The following is a 21688-nucleotide window of genomic DNA, read 5'->3' as shown; positions in this document are numbered from 1 at the left end:
ATCACGTGTTTGTTGTCTAGCTCAACCTTAAAAGTCGCGTTCGGCAGCGCTTCTATGACGTTGCCGTCGATCTCTATGACGTCGTCTTTTGCCACAAATTCTCCTTTCTTTTAAATTTAAAAAGGGCGATTATATAGAATTTAAAATTTTAAACAGCTTAAAAGAAATTTAAAATAAGCAAAATTTCAGATTTATTTCGCTACGCGCGCATTGTTTTTGCAAAAGCAAGACGGCGCTCTTTTTAAAATTTTAGTATAATGGCTCAAAAATTTTAAAGGAAAAACATGAAATGGCAAGACGGCAGACGAAGCTCAAACGTGGAGGATGACCGCGCAAGCAGCATGCGCACGAGCTCGGGCTCACTTGGGATGCTGATCCCGATCATTAGGTTTTTGCTCGGCTCAAAGATCGGGCGCATAGTGCTCGTAATCGGCGTCGTAGCGTATTTTATGGGCTACAACCCTTTAGCGCTTTTAGACGGAGGCGCCAGCACGCAAAGAGAGCCGACCGATAGCCCACAGGAGCAAGAAAAGCTCGCCTTCGTCTCGGCGGTGCTAGCCCAAACCGAGGACGTTTGGGGCGAGATATTTAAAAGTGCGGGCGCGCGCTACGAGGAGCCCGGACTTCGGCTCTTCCGCGATCAGATCGCAAGCGGCTGCGGTTTTGCGAGCGCGCAGACAGGACCTTTTTATTGCCCGAGGGACCGTAAAATTTATCTCGATCTTAGCTTTTTCGACGAGCTTGCGAACAAATACAAAGCGGGCGGCGACTTCGCGCAGGCCTACGTCATCGCGCACGAAGTAGGGCATCACGTTCAAAATTTAGTCGGCACGCTGGAGCAGGTCGCCGCTCTAAAAAGGCGCGCTCGCAGCGAAGCCGAGCAAAACGCACTTCAGGTCAAAGTCGAGCTACAGGCGGACTGCTACGCGGGGGTCTGGGCGCACTATCTCGCAAAAACAGGGCGCGTGCTGGAGGCGGGCGACATCGACGAGGCGCTAAATGCCGCCAGCGCGATCGGCGACGATACGTTGCAGCGCAAATTTAGCGGTCGCGTCGTACCCGATTCCTTCACGCACGGCACCTCGGCACAGCGCAAAGAGTGGTTTAAAAAGGGCTTAGCGGGCGGAAACCTAAAAGCCTGCTCGTTTGAGCCGTAAGGCGCGGGCTTGTGAGCTAGATAAAGGCGGCTTAAATTTTAAAATTTAACGCCGAGCTTGGAGGCAGAATTTTAGAATTTTAATAATCGGCGATAAAAAGTTCGGACGGCGCGCTCGCCTCGCATAACGGTGGTCAGCCTTATATCCTATGCGCGCTTTTTTGAGTATCGTGTAAATTAAAAGACTGTTTTACTAGTCTGTAAAAGGGATTAAATTTAAGTAGAATTCCGATTTAACGCATGTCGTGCGATATTTTAACAAGAATTCCATCTTAAATAATACGCGAGCAATCTATATGCTAATTATGCTTCAGTAAAATTTACTACTTTTGAGCAAACATTAAAATTCCAATTTAAATTCTTATTTCAAATCTTATGACTTTACTTATAATTGTAAATTTGTATAAATTCTATAAATAAATTATTCATTTACCTCTATTTTTTATCTCAAATTCAGGGGGGGGGGGGTAGAATATCGCCGTATTTTCTAAATGAGGAGTTTTTATGAAAAACGTATTTTTAGTTGCCTTTTTGGGTGGAATTATGGTGCTATTTAGCGGTTGCGCTAGTATTATTAAAGGCGGAGGCGACGAGAGCTTTACCTTTAAATCTGATCCTACGAGCGCACAGGTTACTATACTGGACTTGAAAGATGCCAATAAAACTATTGTCCAAAACCATACTCCTTTTAGCATCGCGCTACATAAAAAACATGCGTTTTTTAGCGGTGGAAAATATTGGGTGCAAGTTACCAAACCTGGTTATAAAGATATCGGTTTTGAAATTAAAGGCACCGTAAATGGTTGGTATGCAGGGGGTAATCTGATATTTGGCCGACTTCTTGGCTATCTGATTGTTGATCCTGCGACGGGTGCTATGTGGAATTTGACTCCACAGTTAGCTAAAGATGAAAAGCAGATTGAAGCCAACGAGGGGGTAATTACCATAAAGCTTTTGAGTGATCTAAGTAATGAGGATCAGGCTAAAGTAAGGGCAATGAAGCCTATAGAATCTAAATTTAACTAGATAAAGCAAATGATTTTTTTAAATGCTTTACCTAAATCAAAAGAATGAGATATGGAGAATTTAGGATTAATATTGGGGGTAAAGCTTCTAGTTGGTTTTTTAGTTGGGGCTATAATATCGGTTTGTCTAAAATTTTATTATCGTGCTAAAAACATTCGAATGCATGAAAATACTATAGCAAAAGTACTTGGTGATACGTTATTTTACGCTCTGTTTTTATTGGAGGCATTATTTGCCATCGTCGTTTTACTTGTGCTATATGCGCTGGACTTAATAGTGTATTCGCTTAAAATTCCATTTAGGGTAATTAACCGAACGGATTTCGCGAGATTTTATTATCTCCATTTGCCGATAGCCACGATAATAGTTGTAGCTATAATGTTTCTGGCACCGGCATTAAATTCTATGAAGTGAAAAAAGGATAAAAAATGAAAATTTTAGTAATTATTTTGCTGTCTATTACCGCAAGCTTTTGTTATGGAGAATGTGATAGTTTTGAATGCCAAATTAACGCTATTTTGAATAAGTATCCAAATTATAATAAAGAAGCAATGCAAGAGCTTACCGCTCTTGCACAGCAAAATTCTGAGAATTTGCGAATTATGCAAAATGTGGGACCCGTGGCTTTCTATGATAGAAACTATATGCCAACCAATAAAACCAGAACTAAACAACAAGAAGCTCAAGATAATCAACAAATTATGAAAAGATTAGCTAATCTAGGCATAGGCGGCACAGAGGCACAAAATGCTGCAGCCAATGTATTAGCTTCTAGGGCTACAGCCCAAGAAAGGCAGTTGATTGATTTACAAGAGGAAGAATTGGATTATATGCAAGTAAAAGCTCAACAGGAATTTGATAATGCTAAATATATTAACAAATTGCGAATGCTTGAGACCCTTAATACGCCGGCTCTAGCTGATACAGGCTATGGAAGCAAAGGCGGATACTCTATGTCTCCAGAGGAAAGAGCTGCCTATGTTAGAAAGATGACTGACGATCCTTTGGCTCAAGCGTCTGCCATATCAGAAATCAATGCTTTAAATAGTAGATTAGATGCCGATAGAGATAGACAAGCTGCGGAATATAATCTTAAAAGATTTAAACTGGCTGAGAGCAGAAAAGTCAATACTAAAAAACGCGAGGATATAGCGGTTGCTTTAGTTACCGAATTTCAAAATAGATAGAATTATATCGTTTTGACGAGGAGCCGGATCTTAAATAGAAAATTTTAAAATCTTGCAATTCAATTGTAGAGCATAAAACTTTGTTATCATCGGCTATATACTCTTGTTTATAATTTACCTATAGCGTTTATATATATCGATAGGCACTTATTTTTTGTGCTCTGCTTTCATCATAAGTTAAAATTTTGAAGCTTTGATATAATTTACGAGGTAAGTTTTGCGCGAAGGCAAAATTTATTCATACCCCTAGCTCTGCTTTGCCCGCGCTCGCAGTACCGCTTTGCTAGCATCGCATACCGCTACGCAAAGCAAGAAAGCGGATATTTCGCGGCGCTTTTATCCGTGAGCGCGGCGAGGAAAAGAGCGATAAGCTCCTCGAAGCTTTGCGCGGCGGCCTTTTTCAAAAACCGCTTGTTTATGAGTGAATTTTCGATGTCGGGGTGAGCTAGGATGATTAAATTTTTCCTATTTTTCCTTTAAAATTTTGGTTTGGGGCGATAAAATTTGCCGCTAAAATCGCAGATATAGCCCCGCTTTGAAATTTTATTTTCAAATTAGCGTCGGAATTCTGAGGCAAAATTTTAAGGCGAAATTTTAATGCCGAAGCTTCGGCGCTTAAATTTGACGCCGAAATTCCATAATAAATTTCAGTGCATAAATTTCATAATTAAAGCTTAGCGCCCAAATGCGCCAGAGCCGCGCTTCAAAACGCCGCCTAGCGCTTTATTTCCCCGCAGCTAGCAGATCTGCAAGCACTTTTGCGGCGTGATCCTTTGCCTTGACGCTTTTATAGACCTTTAAAATTTTGCCGTCCGCACCGATCAGAAAGGTCGAGCGCACGATGCCCAGATACTCGCGCCCGTAGTTTTTGCGCACCTGCCACGCGCCGTATAGCTTGGCTACCTCGTGCTGCGGATCGCTCAGCAGGATGTGCTTTAGGCTCTGCTTGGCGATGAAGCCCGCGTGGGATTTGGCGCTGTCGGGGCTGATGCCGACGATCACGCAGCCTGCGGCGATGAAATCATCGTATGCGGCGCTAAATTCGCACGCTTCGGTCGTGCAGCCGGGGGTGTTATCCTTGGGGTAAAAATACAGCGCGACCCTTTTGCCTGCGAAATCCTTTAGCGCGACGCTCGCTCCGTCGGCGTTTTGCAGCGTAAAAGCGGGTGCTATGTCTCCCACTTGCAGCGTGATTTTACGCTCGCGATCCTCTGCGCTAAACTCGTCTTCGATCTGTGTTTTTTTCTGCATATCGTGTCCTTTTTTTGAAATTTTCGGGCTCGTAGCCCAAATCGCGGCTAAATTTTAATCTTTTTTCATAAATTTATCCTTGCTTGGATGAAATTTTGCCCCGCGCGACAGCTGCGCGCGCATTGGACGGATTGTAAGTAAGATCGTTTTAGACGAGGGCGAGCGTGGGAGCTTACTTTGCGGCACGCGTAAAAACATTTTGTTGCACATGCCTTGAGGCAGTATGGTACGAGAGCGCTTCGTATCTATCGTGCCACGCAAATCCAGGTTCCTCACAAGAAAAAATAACTCTTCATTTTTACAAGCCCTCTTAATCTACTTTTAGCTTTTTAACGATATGATTCTGCAAATTTTAACAAAGGAAATAACATGAAAACGCTCGTGATCTTATCGCATCCCAATTTCGCCGCCTCGCGCGTGAACAAAGCTCTATCGCAGGTCGCAAAGGGCGCTGCTGGCGTAGAGGTACGCCATTTGGAAGGACTTTACGGCACCGATACTACGCGCATCGACGCCCGCGCAGAGCAAGACGCGCTACGCGGCGCGGATCGCATCGTATTTTTGTACCCGCTGTACTGGCTAAACGTACCGCCTATGCTAAAAGCCTATATCGACATCGTCTTTTCGCACGAGCTGGTGGGCTCCGGCGCGCTTAAGGGCAAGGTCCTGCAGCTCGCGCTAAGCGCCAGTACACCGCTTAGCGAGTACTCTAAACAGGGCGCGATAGGCTATAGCATGGATGAAATTTTAACTCCGCTTAAGATCGCGGCAAACTACTGCGGGATGGATTTTGCCGTGCCGTTTATCAGCGGCGGATTTGAGCCGGGCGAGTTTGGCGACGATGCCGTAGAGACCGCGGCCGCACGCTTCGGCAAACTTTTACGAGGCGAACTAAGTCCCGGCGAGTATCAAATTTAGCAAAGCAAATGCCCGTTACCCGCGGCGATGAGCTGAAATTTTACAAGAGTGATTTTATTCGCGGAATCTACGCCTTTTAACGAGCCGATCGACAAAAGCTCAAAGTAGATCGAAACACGCTATGGATGGCTACGACTAATACGTGCGTGTACTCGTCGTAGCCAGCGTTGATTGCTTGCAAGGTACAAGTGTATTTAAAAGGTGCACATCGGCTAGCTAATGTTGTCGTCTATGGAGGCACGAATAGCGTTTGGCTCGAAGTTATCGGCGTAAAACTCATCGTGTCTTATTTGCGCAAGAGTGGTTAAATTTCGCAGCAAGCGGTAAAGTAGGGGGTGAAGTGTGTGTCGTGATTTTTGGATTGAGTCTGGGTTTTGTGAAGCGGTCTCTGTCGCACTTGGAGAGTTTAAATTTTAAAATTTACCGCATCGCGTAGTATTTTGCAAAACATCGCACCGCCACCGCGAAAAGATATGCCGAGCCTGCCGCTGTAAAAGTGTAGTGATCGGTCATTACCGAGCAAAGTAGTGTAGCGAGCGCGCAAAATATGAAAGCACATTGTTATAAGCGAGCGGGCAGAGTGAAGAGAGGTCTGCGTTTCATAAATATATCGCGCGTGGACTTACCTGCTGCATAGATGCAAAGCCTGCGCGAAATGCGCACTGCGGTAAAATAGGGTAAGACCGCTCTTGGTGTGATTGGGGCTGGATGTCGCGCGGGGTGTATCTGCGCGCATGAGAGAAAAGAGCGCTTATAGCGCGATTTGAGCTGCTACGAAATTTGATTTATCAAAAAAGGTTTTTGAAGAAGGAGCAGAATTTATAAAATTTCGCTCCTTGATTTTGTGATGTTTAAAGCGTGCACATCGGTTCGCACAATGCAGGATTATTTTACACCGACGATGATTTGAGTAGCTTTGACGATCGCAGTTACTTCGTCGCCGACTGCTAGCGCCAAATTTTTAACGGAGCCGTTTGTGACGATCGCGCTTAGATTCTCACCGCCTGCGGTTCTGACATCGATTTCAGCATTGATTGCGCCCTCTTTAACGGCGGTGATTTTGCCTTTTAGTTGATTTGCAGCACTTAGGCGAAGATCATTTTCTCCCTTTGAAATGATGACATTCGGGGCTTTGAATAAAAATACCGCCTCTTTGCCTGCTTTTAAGTCCAAAGTTTTTTCAGAATCGACCGTAACGGTCGCTTTTAGCACGTCGCCGCCTCTGGTTTTAGCTGTGATTAGCGAATTTACCGCACCTATTTTTACGTCGCTGATTACGACGTGAAGCTGATTTCTAGCACTTATTGCCATTGTTTCTCCTTGTAAAAAATTACGAGCAATGTTAGCGGCAAATCCTTAAATGAAATTTAAAAATGCTGCGTGTAAGAAATTAATTTGATTTGTTGCGAATTTGTATTAAGCTCACTTTTTAAATTCCTAGCTTGCATTATGAAAAATAGCGTTAAAAAATAGATGAAATTCTAAATTTGCATATATTAAATCGAGTTATTTTCCTTGAAATTTTATTTGCTTTTTATAAAATTTTGCGTTTTTTAAAGCTCTGACGCAAAATTTAGCGTTTGTTTTATGCGCATGCGAAGTGCACATCCGGATAGAAAATTTATCTCAAATCGCGCCCGATAAGGCTTTAAGAGCGCTCCGCTTACGCCTGTTCGCTGAATTTTACGCCTCGCGCATCGGTTTTACGAGTGGATTGGCGAGCGAGGCGGTTTTACATTTGCTTTAAAATATGGCGAGCAGTGCACTTTGAGCGCAAAATTTTAGCGCACCTTGCTTTGCAGAAAATCACGCAGAATCATCGCGTGGTTGCAGTGCTCGTCCTTTGCGGCGTATAGTAGCGTGACGACCGGCTCGTTTTTAACCGCTTTTAAAAACTCCGCCACGGCGGGATTTTGCTCAAGTTCGACTAGGTAAAGTTCCTTAAAATGGGCGAAATTCTCAGGCTTATGCGCGAAAAGCTTACGTATTTCGGTGCTAGGCGTTATGTCCTTTGCCCACATATCAAGCTCCAGCGCGTCTTTTTTTATGCCGCGCGGCCAAAGTCTGTCGCATAGTACGCGAAATCCATCCTCTTTCTCCGCGCTCTCATAGACGCGCTTAATCTTAAATTTTGTCATAGTTTGCTCCTTTAAATTCGCTAATCTTTGATAAAATAATCGCCGTCGAAGCTTACGAGCGAGTATTTGCGCTCGCTCCCAAGCGCTTCTACGAGCTCAGGCACGCTAAGGAACGTGAGGCTGTCGGCGCCTATAAATTTGCAAATTTCATCCGTGCTCATATTTGCGGCGATCAGCTCGCGCACGCTCGGTGTATCGATGCCGTAGCGCTCGGGATACTTTAGTTCGGGGCTTGCGATGCACATATGCACGCGCGCCGCGCCCGCATGGCGCAGAAGCTCGACGATCTTTTTGCTCGTGGTGCCGCGCACGATGCTATCGTCCACGACGACGACGCTTTTGCCGTGCAGTGCCGCGCCGATCGGATTTAGCTTGAGTTTGACCTTCAAATTTCGTACCTCTTGCGTCGGCTCGATGAAGGTGCGGCCGATGTAGTGGTTGCGCACGATCGCCATCTCGAAGGGCAGCTTGCTCTCTTGCGCGAAACCCAGCGCCGCCGGCACGCCGCTATCGGGCACGGGCACGACGAAATCGGCTTTTAAACTCCCGCATTTTCGCGCGAGCGCAGCGCCCAGTTTTTTTCTGACTTCATATACGTTTTTGCCCTCTACGACGCTGTCTGGACGCGCGAAGTAGATGTATTCAAACGCGCAAATTCTAGCCTCCGCAGCTTTTAAAATTTGAACCGAGCTGAACCCATCCTTGCCCTCTTCGAAAATCACCATCTCGCCGGGCTTTACGTCGCGGATGAACTCGGCTCCTACGAGATCAAACGCGCAGGTCTCGCTCGCGACGATGTAGCCGCCGTCTTTTAGCCTGCCGATGCTGAGCGGACGCACGCCGTAGCGATCGCGCACGGCAAACATCTTCGAGCGGCTTAAAATCAGAAGCGAATACGCGCCCACGCACTGATTCAGAGCTTCGACGATGCGATCTTTTAGATGCTCCTGCTTGCTGCGTGCGATGAGGTGCAGGATATTTTCGGTGTCCATGCCGGACTGAAAGATCGCCCCCTCGCTTACGAGCTTACGGCGAATTTCGTCTTTATTGATCAAATTTCCGTTATGAACGATCGAGATCTCCCCAAGAGCGTAGTTGCCCGCAACGGGCTGCGCGTCCTTCAGGCTGTCTGCGCCCGCGGTGCCGTAGCGGTTGTGGCCGATCGCGATGTTACCCTTTAAAAGCTCAAAACTCGCGGGGCCAAAAACCTCCGTCACGAGCCCCGTGGCTTTGATCGTTTTGATATGATGGTTGAAGCTCGAGCTGATGCCGCTTGCCTCCTGGCCGCGGTGCTGCATGGCAAAAAGCCCGTAATACGCGGTCTTAGCCGCACCTTCGGAATTTATGACTCCCACGATTGCGCACATTTTCTAACCTCTTAAATTTTATTTTTTAGAAATTTATCTATATTTTGTTTTATCATTGACGGCTCGCCATCCGGCATTTTGTCGGCGCCTCATCAAATAGATCGGCTGAAATTTTAAACGTCTCGGCGATATTCGCTCCGCCTGTGGCGTAGCTGCCGAATAGCCCAACTTTGTAAATTCCAAAGCTTTCAAGCTCCGGCTTTAGCTCGCGCAAAAAATTTAAAATTTCATCTTTGGTTGGCATTTTTTCCTCTTAAATTTAGCCGCAAACGCTAGATTCCTAAGCAGTCGTCGATACCGTAAAGCCCGCTATTTTGGGGCGCTAGCCAAACTGCGGCCTTTATCGCGCCTCTGGCAAAGGTCGCGCGCGAAGTTGCCGTATGATTTAGCTCGATGAACTCGCCCTCGCCGTAAAATCCCACGGTGTGGCGCCCGACTATATCGCCGCCGCGCAGCGACATCACGGCGATCTCGTCCTTGCCGCGCTCGCCGATGAGCCCGTCGCGACCGCTTATGCGCACGTCCTTTAAGCTTAGCTTGCGTGCGCTCGCGGCGCTTTCCGCAAGGCTCATCGCCGTGCCGCTTGGGGCGTCTTTTTTGTGGCGGTGGTGCATCTCTAAAATTTCGCAGTCAAAATCGCGCAGGCTCCTGCTGGCAAGCGCTACGAGTTTGTTTAGCACCGCGACGCCCAGGCTCATATTCGTAGCGTGCAGCACGGGCATTTTTGCGCTGCATTCGCGCAGTAGCCGCTCGCCCTCATCTCCTAGAGCCGTTGTGCCGATGCAAAGCGGCTTTGGATGCGAAAGCGCAAATTTCATTAAATTTATTGCGCCGTCTCGGATCGTGAAGTCTATCACGACGTCGCAGCCGCTAAAAAGCTCGTCGTAGCTGCTTACTACAGCGCAGCTCGGCGTATAATCAAGCGGCGCGACCGTGTAGATCACGCTTGCTCGCGCCTGATCGAAATTTTTCAGGCATTCGTAGATCATCGTGCCCATTCTGCCGCTTCCGCCGTGAATTCCTATATTTATCATCGCCGTTCCTTTAAATTTAGTCCGCTTAGTATAGCCAAATTTTGCTTACACTACCTCTCTACGCCGAGGCTTAGCGGGATGAAGCTATTTTGTTTGAGCTCGGCTTCGCTTGGTTTTTTGATCTCTATGCGAGAGGCGCTTACGCCGCGCTGCACGAGTGCCGCTTGCACGGCGGCCGCCCTGGCAAGGGCTAGCTCATCAAGACGCGAACGGGTAAATTTCTGCGCCCCTATCAGCTCCTCCATCGCCTCATCGCCGCCGGATTTGATGCCGTATTTGATCTTAAGCGCCGCTATGGCTTCATCCGTGGAGAGGCCTTGCTTATTGGACATCAGCGTGAGGGTATTTTGCAGCGAGCGCCTTTTAAACTCGTGAGTATCGAGCTTTTCGTTATACGCAGAGTTTAGAATGATCTTAAGTTCGGGCTTGGCTTTTGCGACCTTGGCTAAATCATCTATTTTAGAGTTTTCGCTGATTAAAATTTCGCTGCTCGCCGCCTCAAAATCGATACTTTCGAGCTTTTTCGTATCTACGCCCGCGATCTTTCCCATAAATCTAAACGGACTTAACACGATGTCAGATAGCAGCTTTTTGACCGCGCCCCAAACGAGCGCGCCGTAGCTAAATTTCGGATCGCTCAGCGTGCCGCTTAGAGGCAGGCTAATATCGATCTGATCGTCGCTGTCCTTTAGGATCGATACGACTAGACCGATCGGAAGGCTCAGCGCATCCTTGCTCTGCACCTCTTTGCCGAGCTCGAAGCGGTCTAAATTTAGATCATTGCTTGCGTTTAGCTTGCCATCGTCGATTTTGTAGGCAAGTTTTAAATTTAGCTTACCGCCTGCGATTTCGTTGCCGATATATTTGGCGGTATAGGGCGATGCGGGCGCAAGCGGGATCTCCTTTAAAACGACGTTTATATCGCTTTTACGTTTAAAATCCATCGGATAGGCGCGCGCCGTGATGCTCGCTAACCCGCTTCCGCTTACGAGCGAGCTAAACTTAATATCCGCCGCCCGCTTCGGACTGATCTCGCTGATACTTGCTTTCATATCGCTGATGCGCAGTTTAAAGGGCGTGCCCAGGCTCTCATCGGTGAAATTTAAACTTCCGCCGCTAAGCGAGATATTTTTTACGCTCCACGCAAAGTTTGCATTGCTTTTTGCGGGTCTGCTAGGCGCAGCTTCGGCGGGCTTTGTGGTCTGTTTTGCCTGCGCGGCGGGCTTTATCAACGAGAGCAAATTTAAACGCCTGTCTTTATTTAGCGAGATATTTGCCGCGGGTGAGCCAAGAGCGATCTTGTTTAGCGTGAGAGAGCTTGGGCTTAGCGCGATTTGCGCGACATTCAGCGACGCAAGGGAGAAAATTTTATCCCTGCCCGAGCTTAGCGCCAAGCCCTTGCCTGATAGCTTTGCTTCGAGCGAGAATGCGTTTGAAAGCTTCAGCTGCCCTTGCATAGCGAGCTCGCCCGCGATGGAGCCTGCGATAAATTCCGCCGCATATTTGTTAAAGACGCCCAAGTTCGGCACATTTAGGCTAAAGCTCACGCCTACGTTAAGCGGCGCGATGCTAGCCTTACCGTCCGCGCTAGCCGTGATCTCGCCCGTGATGAGATTTGCTTTGATGCCGAAAGGCTCGGCGAAATTCGAGCTTAGCCCGCTTAATGTGGCGCTAAAATCCTTGATCTCGTGCACGTTGTTTTTAATGATAAAGCTCTCGCCGATCTTAGCCTTTGCGCCCGTTACGGAGGCCTCACCGATCTTAAATTTTAAAGCGGGGCTTTTGGCAGGCTTTTTAGAATCCGAATTTGCGCCGCTTGCCGTAGAGTTTACATCCGTAGGGTTTGCATCGCCCGCGCTCGCCGTTTTTTTAAAGCTCGCAGGATTTTTAGAAATCGCGCTTAAAATCGCCAGATCGTTTATGCTTTTGGCGCCGTTAACGCCCACTTCCGAGTTGAAAAACGGCTCGTTTAGCAAAATTTTATCCACGCCCAGATCGAGATCCGCGACGTTAAATTTCACCCCTTGCACGCCGAAGCTTTCAAATCCGCTAAAAATTCCGTTTTTGTTTGCGATTTTGGAGTTTGAAATTTTAGCAAACTCCAGGCTTACGCCATTTTGAGCGCCCTTTTTGTCGTAGCTAAATGCGCCCAGCTCGGTTGCGGCGACCGAAATTTTATCGCTGCGCGCTAGCGTAATCTGCGTATCCGCGATACTAAAGGCGCCAAAACCCGTATGAAGGGCCGTATCGTTACCTTCGGCGTTAAATTTCAAAAAATTTTCCGTGATTTTAGTATCGTTTGAGACGACCGAAATTTGCGGGTTTGCAAAGCTTGAGCGGTTTAGATCTACGCTTTTTACGGCGGAGTTTAGCCGCAAGTTTGCCCCCGTTTTATTAAAATCCAGCGCAAAATCCGCGACCCGCGCGCCCTCAAAGCCCGTGGAAATTTTGGTTTCGTTCATATCGTATTTTGCGCCCGAAACTAGCACTTGCGGAATCATCACTTTGCCTGAAATTTCATTCGAAACGTCCGTATTCAGCTCAAAGCTCGGGATTTTTAGTGAGTCTAGCGAAATTAAATTTTGATCTTGCAAAATTTCTAGGCTCTCAAGCTCGAGCTTTGAGTTTTCAAGCGCAAATTTTATATTTTCATCGAGGCTCAATCGGTAATTTAGAGTAGCGGAAAGGAAGCCGTTCTTAAACCGCACGCTGCTAGGATCGAGGTACGATAGCCAAAACGGATCGATTTTCAGCCGCGAGATATCTACCTTGCCGTGCAGACGAAGAGGCGCCAGGTCGATGGCTCCATCGAAGCTCAGCGCGTCGTATGTACGCGAAACGGCGCTTAAATCGTGTTCGCCGATCGTTTCGTCCTTTAAGCTTAGCCCGTTGATCTCATAATTTAGCTCGGTCGAGATGAGCGAAAACGGCCTTTTTAGGGAGTTATCGACGTAGCCCAGAGAGCCGCGCTCGATCTTAAAATTATTCAGCGTGACGTTGAAGCTGGAGTTTTCATCCTTGTTTTCGCTCTTTTGATCCGAAATAAGAGGCTCGAAATTGAAAGTGCCGTTTTGCTCGCGCTCGACGTGAAATTTAGGCGATTTGAGATGCAAAATTTCTACTGCGAGAGTCTTTTTAAAAAGCTTCGAAAAACCGATTTTTAAATTTATCTCATCCGCGCTAAACAGCGGCTTAAAGGTGCTAAGCTCGGGGCGCGTAATATTTAGCTCGTAGGTAAAGGGATTAAATTTAGCGTCCTGCACGCTAAAGTTTGCTCTGCCCTCTAGAATTTTAGGAAGCGCCTTTTCGATAAAAAGTGGCACGCCGAAAAAGCCCGCAAGCACGTAAAATAGCGCAAATCCGCCCAAGCCGCAAGCAAACTTACGTCGGTGTTTTATAAAAAAATTTTTCATTTTTCCGCTCATTAATTTTGATAGCGTAAAATTATATCCAAAAATTTCGTGCAAAGGGTTAAATTTTGCTGGTTCACATCTGCTGCTCGGTCGATTGCGATTATTTTTTGCGCCGCTTAAAAGAGCTCACACAAGAGCCGTTAATAGGCTATTTTTATGATCCAAACATCCACCCTTGCGGCGAATACCTTCTTAGAATGCACGACGCGAAGCGGGTTTGCGAGAATTTAGGGATTAAATTTATCCCGGGCGAGTATGATTTTCAGGGCTGGCTAGATGGCGCGCGCGGGCTTGAAAACGAGCCCGAAAAGGGCGCGCGCTGCGAGTTTTGCTTTGATTTTCGCATGCAAAAAACGGCCGAGCTCGCGCTAAGCCTAGGTGAGCGCAAAATCACCACGACGCTTCTGATGAGCCCCAAAAAATCGCACTCTCAACTTTGCGCCTCGCTGCAACGTATCTGCGAGCGCTGCGGACTGGAGTTTATCGCGCCGGATTTTCGCAAAAACGGCGGCACGAACGAGCAGTTTGCGCTTGCGAAAAAAGACGCGCTCTATCATCAAAATTACTGCGGCTGCATCTACGCGCTTACGGCGCAGCGGGGTGAACAGCGAAAGGCCGAGCGAAATTCGGGCGGAAGTCTGACGGCGGATTTGAAGCAAAATTTAGCCCAAGGCGCTGAAATTTACGAACTAATGTCGCCGATCGATCGGCAAATCCTGCCCGCTTCGGTAGAGGAGAAGTTGAAATTTTACAAAAAGCTTTGTGCGCTTGAAAGAAAAGGAGTTAAATTTAGCGTGCTGCGCGATCAATTTTTAAACTACCGCTTGTTGCGCGCATGGATTAAATTTGACGAGCGTGTAGTGCCCTCGTTTGTGCTATTTGGCTCGCATTTTACGCGCGAAAACATGAAGCTTAGCATAGAGCGGAAGTGCGAAATTTTTTGCAGCGACAAGGGCGAGATTAAAATTTTAAACCTGGCGAAATTTAACGAAATTTCAAGATCAAATTTCAAAAGCGTATCCGAAATGCCAAAAAACCCGCCGAGTTTAGCGCGCCAAAATAAAACTCGCGCCGCCCTGTGCGCTGCGGGCTCGCTCTCGCCGATCATCGTCACGGACGAGATAAGAGCCGCCAAAGTTCAAATTTACGGGCTCTCGCGCATATTTTTAGATGTTAGGGAAATTTTAGTAAGAATTTGATAAGATTCTAAAATTTCTAAAAAAGGCAGATCAATGATAGATATAAACGAAATTCTCTCCATCCTACCTCATCGTTTTCCGTTTTTGCTGATAGATCGCGTCGAAGAGCTCAGCATAGGCGAAAGCATCAAGGCCTATAAAAACGTAACCTACAACGAGCAGATCTTTCAGGGTCACTTCCCAGGCCATCCGATCTATCCGGGCGTAATGATAATCGAGGGCTTAGCGCAGGCGGGCGGCGTGCTGGCGTTTAAGAGCATGGAGAAAGAGGGCGTCGATCTAAGCGATAAGGTCGTGTATTTTATGAGTATCGACAACGCTAAATTTAGAAACCCGGTCCGCCCCGGCGACAAGCTTGAGTATCGTATCAGCGTAATCAAACACCGCGGACGCATCTGGGTGCTAAAAGGCGAAGCCTACATCAACGACGGCGCCACACTGGCCGCGCAGGCTGAACTTCAAGCGATGATAATGGATAAATGATGGCTAAAGTTCACCACACGGCGATCATCGAGGATGGCGCCCAGATCGGAGCCGAAGTAACGATCGAGCCGTATGCTTTCGTAAGCGCGCAGGCTAAAATCGCAGACGGCTGCACGATCAAGCAGGGCGCGCGCATCATCGGCGATACGCAAATCGGCGAGAACTCTAAAATTTTTTCATACGCGATCGTAGGCGAAATTCCGCAGGATATGAGCTTTAAAGATGGCGAGCGCACGGGGCTAATCATCGGCAAAAACGCTACGATTCACGAGTTTTGCACGATCAGCTCGGGCTCGCATAAGGGCGACGGATTTACGCGCATCGGCGATAATCTCTTTATGATGGCGTATTGCCACATCGCGCACGATTGCGTGCTGGGAAGCAACATAATCCTAGCCAACAACGCCACACTCGCAGGCCACGTCGTAATGGGCGATTATGCCGTTATCGGCGGACTTACCCCCGTGCATCAGTTCGTCCAAATCGGCGAGAGCTGCATGATCGCAGGGGCTAGCGCGCTTAGTCAGGACGTGGTGCCGTTTTGCCTAGCCGAGGGAAATCGCGCCTATATCCGCGGGCTAAATTTAACGGGCATCCGCCGCCGCTTCGATAAAGAGACGGTCGAGACGATAAATAGGGCGTATAAATTTTTATTCAACCAAGGCGGGGGTTTAAAGGAGCAGGCACAAATTTTATTAAACGAAACGAGCGATCAAAACGTGCGCAAGATGTGCGAGTTTATAATCAACACAAAACGCGGAATTCCGCTAGATAAAGGTAAAATTTAATGGCAAATAAGTGCAGTTTTTGCGGTGAGACGGGCGCGGACGGGCGTCGTATCTATCCTAACGACGACGGTACGGCGGCTATCTGCAGCTATTGTATCGATATGGCATATGCCGCTATCCACGGCAGCGAGGGTCAAAATGAGGCGATACAAAATCAAAATAAAGAGATCGATTTCGAGGCTATCAAGCCAAAGGCGCTGATGGAAGTGCTAAATCGCTACGTCATCGGTCAGGAGCGCGCTAAGAAAATTTTTAGTGTCGGCGTTTACAACCACTATAAAAGAATTTTCAGACAGACCGACGCGAAGGGTGACGATACAGAAATTTCAAAATCAAATATCTTGCTTATCGGACCTACCGGCAGCGGCAAGACGCTTATGGCGCAGACCTTGGCGCGATTTTTGGACGTGCCGATCGCCATTAGCGACGCTACGAGTCTAACGGAAGCGGGCTACGTCGGCGAGGACGTAGAAAATATCCTCACCCGCCTTTTACAGGCCGCGGACGGCGATGTAGAGAAGGCGCAGCGCGGTATCGTTTTCGTAGATGAGATCGATAAGATCGCGCGAATGAGCGAAAACCGCAGCATCACGCGCGACGTAAGCGGCGAAGGGGTACAGCAAGCGCTGCTTAAGATCATCGAAGGAAGCGTCGTAAATATCCCTCCAAAGGGCGGCCGCAAGCACCCAAATCAGGACTTCATCCAGATCGATACTACTAATATCCTATTCGTCTGCGGCGGCGCGTTCGACGGGCTAAACGAGATCATCAACCGCCGCATCGGGCAGAACGTGTTAGGGTTTAATCAAACCAAGCGCAGCAAGAAAGAGAGCTTAAATTTGCTAAATATGGTCGAGGCTGACGATTTGGTGCATTACGGCATAATCCCCGAGTTAATCGGGCGCTTGCACGTAGTGGCTACGCTAAATGAGATCGACGAAAAGGCTATGGTTAGAATTTTAACCGAGCCGAAGAATGCGATCTTAAAGCAATATCAAAAGCTCTTTGCGATAGACGGCGCAAATTTAAAATTTGACGACGACGCGCTAAGAGAGGTCGCGAGCCTTGCTATCAAGCGCAAAACCGGTGCGCGCGGGCTTCGCAGCATAATCGAGGAGATCATGATCGATATTATGTTTGATCTGCCTGAGCTTAAAGGCTATGATGTCATAATCTCGAAAGAGGTCGTAGACGGCGTCTCCAAGCCGATACTTGTAAAACAAAATTTAACTGCATAAAGGGGATAAATGTTACTTGATTCGATTCTAGGATTATTTTCTAGGGATATGGGTATTGATCTAGGCACGGCAAACACGCTCGTGCTGCTAAAAGATAAAGGCATCATCATCAACGAACCGAGCGTCGTCGCGGTACAAAACGAACGCTACGGTAAGCAAAGGATCATCGCCGTGGGCGCCGAGGCTAAAGAGATGCTAGGACGCACTCCTGGCGATATCGAGGCGGTGCGCCCGATGAAGGACGGCGTTATCGCGGATTTTGATATGACGGAGAAGATGATTAGGTATTTTATCGAAAAGACCCACAAGCGCCGCTTTTTCGTAAGCCCGCGCATCATCATCTCGGTTCCTTACGGGCTAACTCAGGTCGAGCGTAAAGCCGTGCGCGAAAGTGCGATGATAGCGGGCGCGCGCGAGGTTTATCTAATCGAAGAGCCGATGGCTGCGGCGATCGGTGCGGGTTTGCCGGTCAATGAAGCGCGCGGCTCGCTGGTCGTAGATATCGGCGGCGGTACCACCGAGATCGGCGTTATCTCTTTAGGCGGTATCATCAGCGCCAAATCCGTCCGCGTCGCGGGCGATAAGATTGACGCAAGCATCGTTAATTACGTCAAAGAAAAATATAGCCTGCTCATATCCGAGCGCGCTGCCGAGGAGATTAAGATCAAGATCGGCACGGCAGTGCAACAGCAAAAAGATCTTACCTACACGGTCAAAGGAAAAGACCAGATCAGCGGGCTTTTAAGCTCGGTCGATCTTACGAGCGAGGACGTTAGAGAGGCGATCAAAGACTCGATCAGAGAGATTGCAGATGCGTTAAAATTTGTGCTAGAGAGCATTCAGCCCGAAGTCGCCGCCGACATCGTCGAAAACGGCGTCGTGCTAACGGGCGGCGGCGCGCTCATTCGCGGATTGGATAAGTATCTAAGCGACACCGTAAAGCTTCCGGTTTTCGTCGCGGACGAGCCGCTGCTTTGCGTCGCAAACGGCACGGGAAAAGCCCTAGAAGAGATCAAATCGCTAAAACAAGCGGCAAATGACTAATCTCAAACTCCTCCTCGTCGCGGTTTTGCTGGTAGCCGTTTCGCTTACGTTCGGCTCGTATATCCACGGCAAATTTATCGGATTTGCAGGAGGAATTTTAGAGGTTTATTACGGCGTGAGTGATCGGGTAAAAAGCGCTGTGAACGAGCATTTTAACCAGGCAGAGACGATCAAAGCTCTACGAGAAGAAAACGCCGAGCTAAAAAAATCGGCGATGCTGCTTAGCACGTTCGCAGGCGAGCTAAATAAAATTTTGATCGACAAAAACAGCTCTGTTTATGAGCCCAAAGTCCAGCTCGTAAAGGCGCTAAGCTATGCAAATTTAAACGACTACAACAAATTCTTCGTAAATTTTGAAAATTTTAATCCGAACAAAATTTACGGCCTCATCAGTGAGGGCAAGACCGCGGGAATTCTAGTAAATAAAGATGGGCGTCCGCTTGCGATCTTACAGCGTGACGAGAAGAGTAATTTCTCCGTTTTCATAGGAGATGCTCAAATTCCTGGCGTCGCAGGCGGCGAGAATAACGAGCTCGTGGTTAGATACATCCCTCAATGGCTTGATCCCAAGGTAGGTGATGAGGTACTTACCAGCGGCAAGGACGGGATTTTTTTTGCCGGCGTGCCGGTAGGGAAAGTTAAAGAGATTCAAAGCGGGAAGCTATACAAAAGCGCCGTCGTAGAGCCCTACGTGAGCTCCGAGATGCCGGCGTTTTTGTATGTCGTTACAAAGGAAAATTGATGCCCAAAAGAGATGATATTAAGACGATTTTACTGATCGGCAGCGGTCCGATCGTAATCGGTCAGGCGTGCGAGTTTGATTACAGCGGCACGCAGGCGGCCAAGACGCTAAAGAGCCTCGGATACCGCGTAGTGCTAATAAACTCTAACCCCGCTACCATTATGACCGATCCCGATTTTGCCGACGCTACCTATATCGAGCCGATCACCAAAGAGAGCATTTTGCGTATCATAAAGCGCGAGGGCGTCGATGCGATCCTGCCTACGATGGGCGGACAGGTCGCGCTAAACGTCGCGATGGAGGCTTACGAAAGCGGCGAGCTAGGGGGGGTGAAATTTCTAGGCGCCAAGCCTGAAGCGATAAAAAAGGGCGAGGATAGGGTAAAATTTAAAGAAGCGATGATTAAGATCGGAATGGATCTGCCCAAATCCAAATACGCTTACAACATCGAAGAGGCGATGGCTGCTGCTAATGAGATCGGCTTTCCGCTCATTATCCGCGCTAGCTATACCCTAGGCGGCGCAGGCAGCGGCGTGGCGTATAATATCGACGAGTTTAAAGAGGTCGCGCAAAATGGGCTAGATGTAAGCCCGATAAATGAAATTTTGATCGAAGAGAGTCTGCTTGGATGGAAAGAGTTCGAAATGGAGGTGATCCGCGATCATAAGGACAACTGCATCATCGTCTGCTCGATCGAAAATTTCGACCCGATGGGGGTGCATACGGGAGATTCCATCACGGTCGCGCCCGCTCTTACGCTTACTGATAAAGAATACCAAGCGATGCGCGACGCAAGCTTTAAAATTTTACGCGAGATCGGCGTGGATACGGGCGGCAGTAACGTGCAGTTTGCGATAAATCCGCAAACGGGGCGGATGATCGTCATCGAGATGAACCCGCGCGTAAGCCGCAGCTCGGCTCTCGCGTCCAAAGCTACGGGCTATCCGATCGCTAAGGTCGCTACGATGCTGGCGGTGGGCTTTAGCCTGGATGAGATCAAAAACGATATCACCGGCACGCCTGCGAGCTTTGAGCCGGTGATCGATTATATCGTGACTAAAATTCCGCGCTTTGCGTTTGAAAAATTCCCGGGCGCAAACCCCTATCTAGGCACCGCGATGAAGAGTATCGGCGAGGTGATGGCGATCGGGCGCAGCTTTAAAGAGAGCATTCAAAAGGCGCTGTGCTCGCTGGAGAAGGGCTACTTCGGCTTCGTGGAGCTAAATTTGAGCGAGAAGGATCTCATCTTCGGGCTTCGCAACGCGCAGCAAGATAGAATTTTATACATCGCTCAGGGCTTTAGAGCGGGCATGAGCGTGGATCAAATTTACGAGCTTAGCAAGATCGATCGCTGGTTTTTGAGCCAGATCGAGCAGATCGTAAAATTTGAAGAGCGCATCGATATGGAGATCATCAACGACGCGGCGCTTCTAAGACAGGCCAAGAGCTGGGGCTTTAGCGATAAGATGATCGCAAATTTGATCAACAAAAAGGACAATCTGGGTCTTACGCAAAACGATATCCATTTTGCCTGCGCCAGACAGGGCATCGACCTTGAATACAACGAAGTAGATACCTGTGCGGGCGAGTTTGCGGCGCTTACCCCGTATCTGTACTCCAGTACCAACATAACGCCCGCCATCGCAAGTCGTAAAATTTCAAAAGATAATAAAAAAGTCCTCATCATCGGCGGAGGCCCGAACCGCATCGGACAGGGCATCGAGTTTGACTACTGCTGCGTGCACGCCAGCTACGCTCTGCGCGATATGGGGATCACCACGATAATGTATAACTGCAACCCAGAAACCGTCAGCACCGACTACGACACGAGCGATATTTTATACTTCGAGCCGATCGATTTCGAGCACGTTAGAGCGGTCATCGAGGCTGAAAGCCCGGACGGCGTGATCGTGCATTTCGGCGGCCAAACGCCACTAAAGCTCGCCAAGCGCCTAAGCACCGTGGGAGCCAAGATCATCGGCACGAGCGCGCGCACTATAGACGTAGCGGAGGATCGCAAGAAATTTAGCGAGTTCATCGCAAGTATCGGCGTCAAACAACCCAAAAACGATACCGCCATAAGCGAAGCCGAAGCAATCGAAAAGGCTGCTGCTATCGGCTATCCGGTGCTCGTGCGCCCTAGTTATGTGCTCGGGGGTCGCGCGATGCGGCGCGTGCATAGCGAAGCCGAGCTTAGGCAGTATATGAGCGAGGCGGTGCGCGTGAGCGATCACTCGCCGGTGCTTATAGATAAATTTTTACTTGACGCGACCGAGCTTGACGTCGATGCGATCTGCGACGGGCGCGACGTGTATATCGGCGCGATAATGGAGCATATCGAGGAGGCGGGCATTCACAGCGGCGATAGCGCGAGTATTTTGCCGCCGCTTAGTCTAAGTGCGGAGATGATTGATCTGGTAAGTCGCCAAACCAAAGAGATCGCGCTAAATCTCGGCGTCGTGGGGCTTATGAACATTCAATTCGCGATTTTTGAAAACGAGCTTTACATCATCGAGGTAAATCCGCGTGCGAGCCGCACCGTGCCGTTTGTCAGCAAGGCGAGCGGAATTCCGATGGCTAAGGTCGCTACCCGCGTAATGTGGCAAGGAGGCTTGCGCGAGGCTTTGAAATTTTACGACGAGTTCGGCGTACTGGTCGAAGAGAAGGGAATTTTAAAGCCGCGTATTAAAAACCATATCTGCGT

At 48.3% G+C, this 21688-nt stretch carries 19 protein-coding genes and 1 pseudogene; 12 read left to right on the top strand and 8 right to left on the bottom strand.

The window, feature by feature from the left end; genetic code table 11:
- A pseudogene (gene infA, locus Q0140_RS01550) lies at positions 1 to 95 on the bottom strand (translation initiation factor IF-1); the annotation flags it as partial.
- 189 nt (positions 96 to 284) lie between these two features.
- On the opposite strand from infA, the gene Q0140_RS01545 reads away from it, so the two are divergent.
- From Q0140_RS01545 to Q0140_RS01530, 4 genes are all read left to right on the top strand, one after another.
- Complete coding sequence (locus tag Q0140_RS01545; RefSeq protein ID WP_297960960.1) at positions 285 to 1157, top strand: neutral zinc metallopeptidase; 873 nt, start codon at positions 285 to 287, stop codon at positions 1155 to 1157.
- Between the two features lie 503 nt (positions 1158 to 1660).
- Positions 1661 to 2182, top strand: coding sequence for a hypothetical protein (locus Q0140_RS01540; protein WP_297960956.1), 522 nt, complete (start codon positions 1661 to 1663; stop codon positions 2180 to 2182).
- 51 nt (positions 2183 to 2233) lie between these two features.
- Positions 2234 to 2596 carry a hypothetical protein gene (locus tag Q0140_RS01535; RefSeq protein WP_297960953.1) on the top strand — a complete coding sequence of 121 codons (363 nt, stop codon included), beginning with the start codon at positions 2234 to 2236 and terminating at the stop codon, positions 2594 to 2596.
- Positions 2597 to 2610: 14 nt separating this feature from the next.
- Positions 2611 to 3369 (top strand): hypothetical protein, encoded by a 759-nt coding sequence (locus Q0140_RS01530; protein ID WP_297960950.1) that lies wholly within the window; start codon positions 2611 to 2613, stop codon positions 3367 to 3369.
- A gap of 723 nt (positions 3370 to 4092) precedes the next feature.
- Here the strand turns inward: Q0140_RS01530 and bcp are convergent.
- Positions 4093 to 4620, bottom strand: a complete 528-nt coding sequence (gene bcp, locus Q0140_RS01525; RefSeq protein WP_297960947.1) for a thioredoxin-dependent thiol peroxidase — start codon at positions 4618 to 4620, stop codon at positions 4093 to 4095.
- A 369-nt stretch (positions 4621 to 4989) separates the two neighbouring features.
- Between bcp and Q0140_RS01520 the strand changes: the two genes are divergently transcribed.
- Complete coding sequence (locus Q0140_RS01520; RefSeq protein ID WP_297960944.1) at positions 4990 to 5538, top strand: NAD(P)H-dependent oxidoreductase; 549 nt, start codon at positions 4990 to 4992, stop codon at positions 5536 to 5538.
- 885 nt (positions 5539 to 6423) lie between these two features.
- Here Q0140_RS01520 and Q0140_RS01515 read toward each other — a convergent pair.
- The 6 genes from Q0140_RS01515 to Q0140_RS01490 form a co-directional block, all read right to left on the bottom strand.
- Entirely contained in the window at positions 6424 to 6849 is a 426-nt protein-coding gene (locus Q0140_RS01515) for a TOBE domain-containing protein (protein ID WP_297960941.1), read from the bottom strand.
- Between the two features lie 470 nt (positions 6850 to 7319).
- A complete protein-coding gene (locus tag Q0140_RS01510) occupies positions 7320 to 7676 on the bottom strand; it encodes a DUF488 family protein (protein ID WP_297960938.1) in 357 nt (118 codons plus the stop codon).
- Positions 7677 to 7696: 20 nt separating this feature from the next.
- A complete protein-coding gene (purF, locus tag Q0140_RS01505; protein ID WP_297960935.1) occupies positions 7697 to 9043 on the bottom strand; it encodes an amidophosphoribosyltransferase in 1347 nt (448 codons plus the stop codon).
- A gap of 52 nt (positions 9044 to 9095) precedes the next feature.
- Positions 9096 to 9287, bottom strand: a complete 192-nt coding sequence (locus tag Q0140_RS01500; RefSeq protein ID WP_297960932.1) for a nucleotidyltransferase domain-containing protein — start codon at positions 9285 to 9287, stop codon at positions 9096 to 9098.
- A 28-nt stretch (positions 9288 to 9315) separates the two neighbouring features.
- On the bottom strand, positions 9316 to 10077 hold the full coding sequence (gene dapB / locus Q0140_RS01495; RefSeq protein WP_297960927.1) for a 4-hydroxy-tetrahydrodipicolinate reductase: 762 nt from the start codon (positions 10075 to 10077) through the stop codon (positions 9316 to 9318).
- 50 nt (positions 10078 to 10127) lie between these two features.
- A complete protein-coding gene (locus Q0140_RS01490; RefSeq protein WP_297960924.1) occupies positions 10128 to 13490 on the bottom strand; it encodes a DUF748 domain-containing protein in 3363 nt (1120 codons plus the stop codon).
- A 65-nt stretch (positions 13491 to 13555) separates the two neighbouring features.
- Here Q0140_RS01490 and Q0140_RS01485 point away from each other — a divergent pair, with 65 nt between their 5' ends.
- From Q0140_RS01485 to carB, 7 genes are all read left to right on the top strand, one after another.
- Entirely contained in the window at positions 13556 to 14689 is a 1134-nt protein-coding gene (locus tag Q0140_RS01485) for an epoxyqueuosine reductase QueH (protein ID WP_297960921.1), read from the top strand.
- 33 nt (positions 14690 to 14722) lie between these two features.
- Positions 14723 to 15172: a 3-hydroxyacyl-ACP dehydratase FabZ gene (fabZ, locus tag Q0140_RS01480; RefSeq protein WP_177386946.1), complete on the top strand. Its 450-nt coding sequence runs from the start codon at positions 14723 to 14725 to the stop codon at positions 15170 to 15172.
- Positions 15172 to 15960: an acyl-ACP--UDP-N-acetylglucosamine O-acyltransferase gene (gene lpxA, locus Q0140_RS01475; RefSeq protein ID WP_297960918.1), complete on the top strand. Its 789-nt coding sequence runs from the start codon at positions 15172 to 15174 to the stop codon at positions 15958 to 15960. Before fabZ ends, lpxA begins: the two co-directional genes overlap by 1 nt.
- A complete protein-coding gene (gene clpX, locus Q0140_RS01470; protein ID WP_295152772.1) occupies positions 15960 to 17198 on the top strand; it encodes an ATP-dependent protease ATP-binding subunit ClpX in 1239 nt (412 codons plus the stop codon). Before lpxA ends, clpX begins: the two co-directional genes overlap by 1 nt.
- 9 nt (positions 17199 to 17207) lie before the next feature.
- Positions 17208 to 18242, top strand: a complete 1035-nt coding sequence (locus Q0140_RS01465) for a rod shape-determining protein (protein WP_005869818.1) — start codon at positions 17208 to 17210, stop codon at positions 18240 to 18242.
- Positions 18235 to 18984 (top strand): rod shape-determining protein MreC, encoded by a 750-nt coding sequence (gene mreC, locus Q0140_RS01460; protein ID WP_297960915.1) that lies wholly within the window; start codon positions 18235 to 18237, stop codon positions 18982 to 18984. Before Q0140_RS01465 ends, mreC begins: the two co-directional genes overlap by 8 nt.
- On the top strand, positions 18984 to 21688 hold a 2705-nt coding region (carB, locus tag Q0140_RS01455), incomplete at its 3' end, for a carbamoyl-phosphate synthase large subunit (RefSeq protein ID WP_297960912.1). The genes mreC and carB, both read left to right, overlap by 1 nt.

Source organism: uncultured Campylobacter sp. (assembly GCF_938045405.1).
Classification (GTDB): domain Bacteria; phylum Campylobacterota; class Campylobacteria; order Campylobacterales; family Campylobacteraceae; genus Campylobacter_B.
This window is presented reverse-complemented; position numbering and strand designations above follow the sequence as displayed.

Coding starts and splice junctions, on each gene's coding strand:
- Q0140_RS01545 (WP_297960960.1), top strand. CDS start 285: ATGAAATGGCAAGACGGCAGACGAAGCTCAAACGTGGAGGATGACCGC.
- Q0140_RS01540 (WP_297960956.1), top strand. CDS start 1,661: ATGAAAAACGTATTTTTAGTTGCCTTTTTGGGTGGAATTATGGTGCTA.
- Q0140_RS01535 (WP_297960953.1), top strand. CDS start 2,234: ATGGAGAATTTAGGATTAATATTGGGGGTAAAGCTTCTAGTTGGTTTT.
- Q0140_RS01530 (WP_297960950.1), top strand. CDS start 2,611: ATGAAAATTTTAGTAATTATTTTGCTGTCTATTACCGCAAGCTTTTGT.
- bcp (WP_297960947.1), bottom strand. CDS start 4,620: ATGCAGAAAAAAACACAGATCGAAGACGAGTTTAGCGCAGAGGATCGC.
- Q0140_RS01520 (WP_297960944.1), top strand. CDS start 4,990: ATGAAAACGCTCGTGATCTTATCGCATCCCAATTTCGCCGCCTCGCGC.
- Q0140_RS01515 (WP_297960941.1), bottom strand. CDS start 6,849: ATGGCAATAAGTGCTAGAAATCAGCTTCACGTCGTAATCAGCGACGTA.
- Q0140_RS01510 (WP_297960938.1), bottom strand. CDS start 7,676: ATGACAAAATTTAAGATTAAGCGCGTCTATGAGAGCGCGGAGAAAGAG.
- purF (WP_297960935.1), bottom strand. CDS start 9,043: ATGTGCGCAATCGTGGGAGTCATAAATTCCGAAGGTGCGGCTAAGACC.
- Q0140_RS01500 (WP_297960932.1), bottom strand. CDS start 9,287: ATGCCAACCAAAGATGAAATTTTAAATTTTTTGCGCGAGCTAAAGCCG.
- dapB (WP_297960927.1), bottom strand. CDS start 10,077: ATGATAAATATAGGAATTCACGGCGGAAGCGGCAGAATGGGCACGATG.
- Q0140_RS01490 (WP_297960924.1), bottom strand. CDS start 13,490: ATGAAAAATTTTTTTATAAAACACCGACGTAAGTTTGCTTGCGGCTTG.
- fabZ (WP_177386946.1), top strand. CDS start 14,723: ATGATAGATATAAACGAAATTCTCTCCATCCTACCTCATCGTTTTCCG.
- lpxA (WP_297960918.1), top strand. CDS start 15,172: ATGGCTAAAGTTCACCACACGGCGATCATCGAGGATGGCGCCCAGATC.
- clpX (WP_295152772.1), top strand. CDS start 15,960: ATGGCAAATAAGTGCAGTTTTTGCGGTGAGACGGGCGCGGACGGGCGT.
- Q0140_RS01465 (WP_005869818.1), top strand. CDS start 17,208: ATGTTACTTGATTCGATTCTAGGATTATTTTCTAGGGATATGGGTATT.
- mreC (WP_297960915.1), top strand. CDS start 18,235: ATGACTAATCTCAAACTCCTCCTCGTCGCGGTTTTGCTGGTAGCCGTT.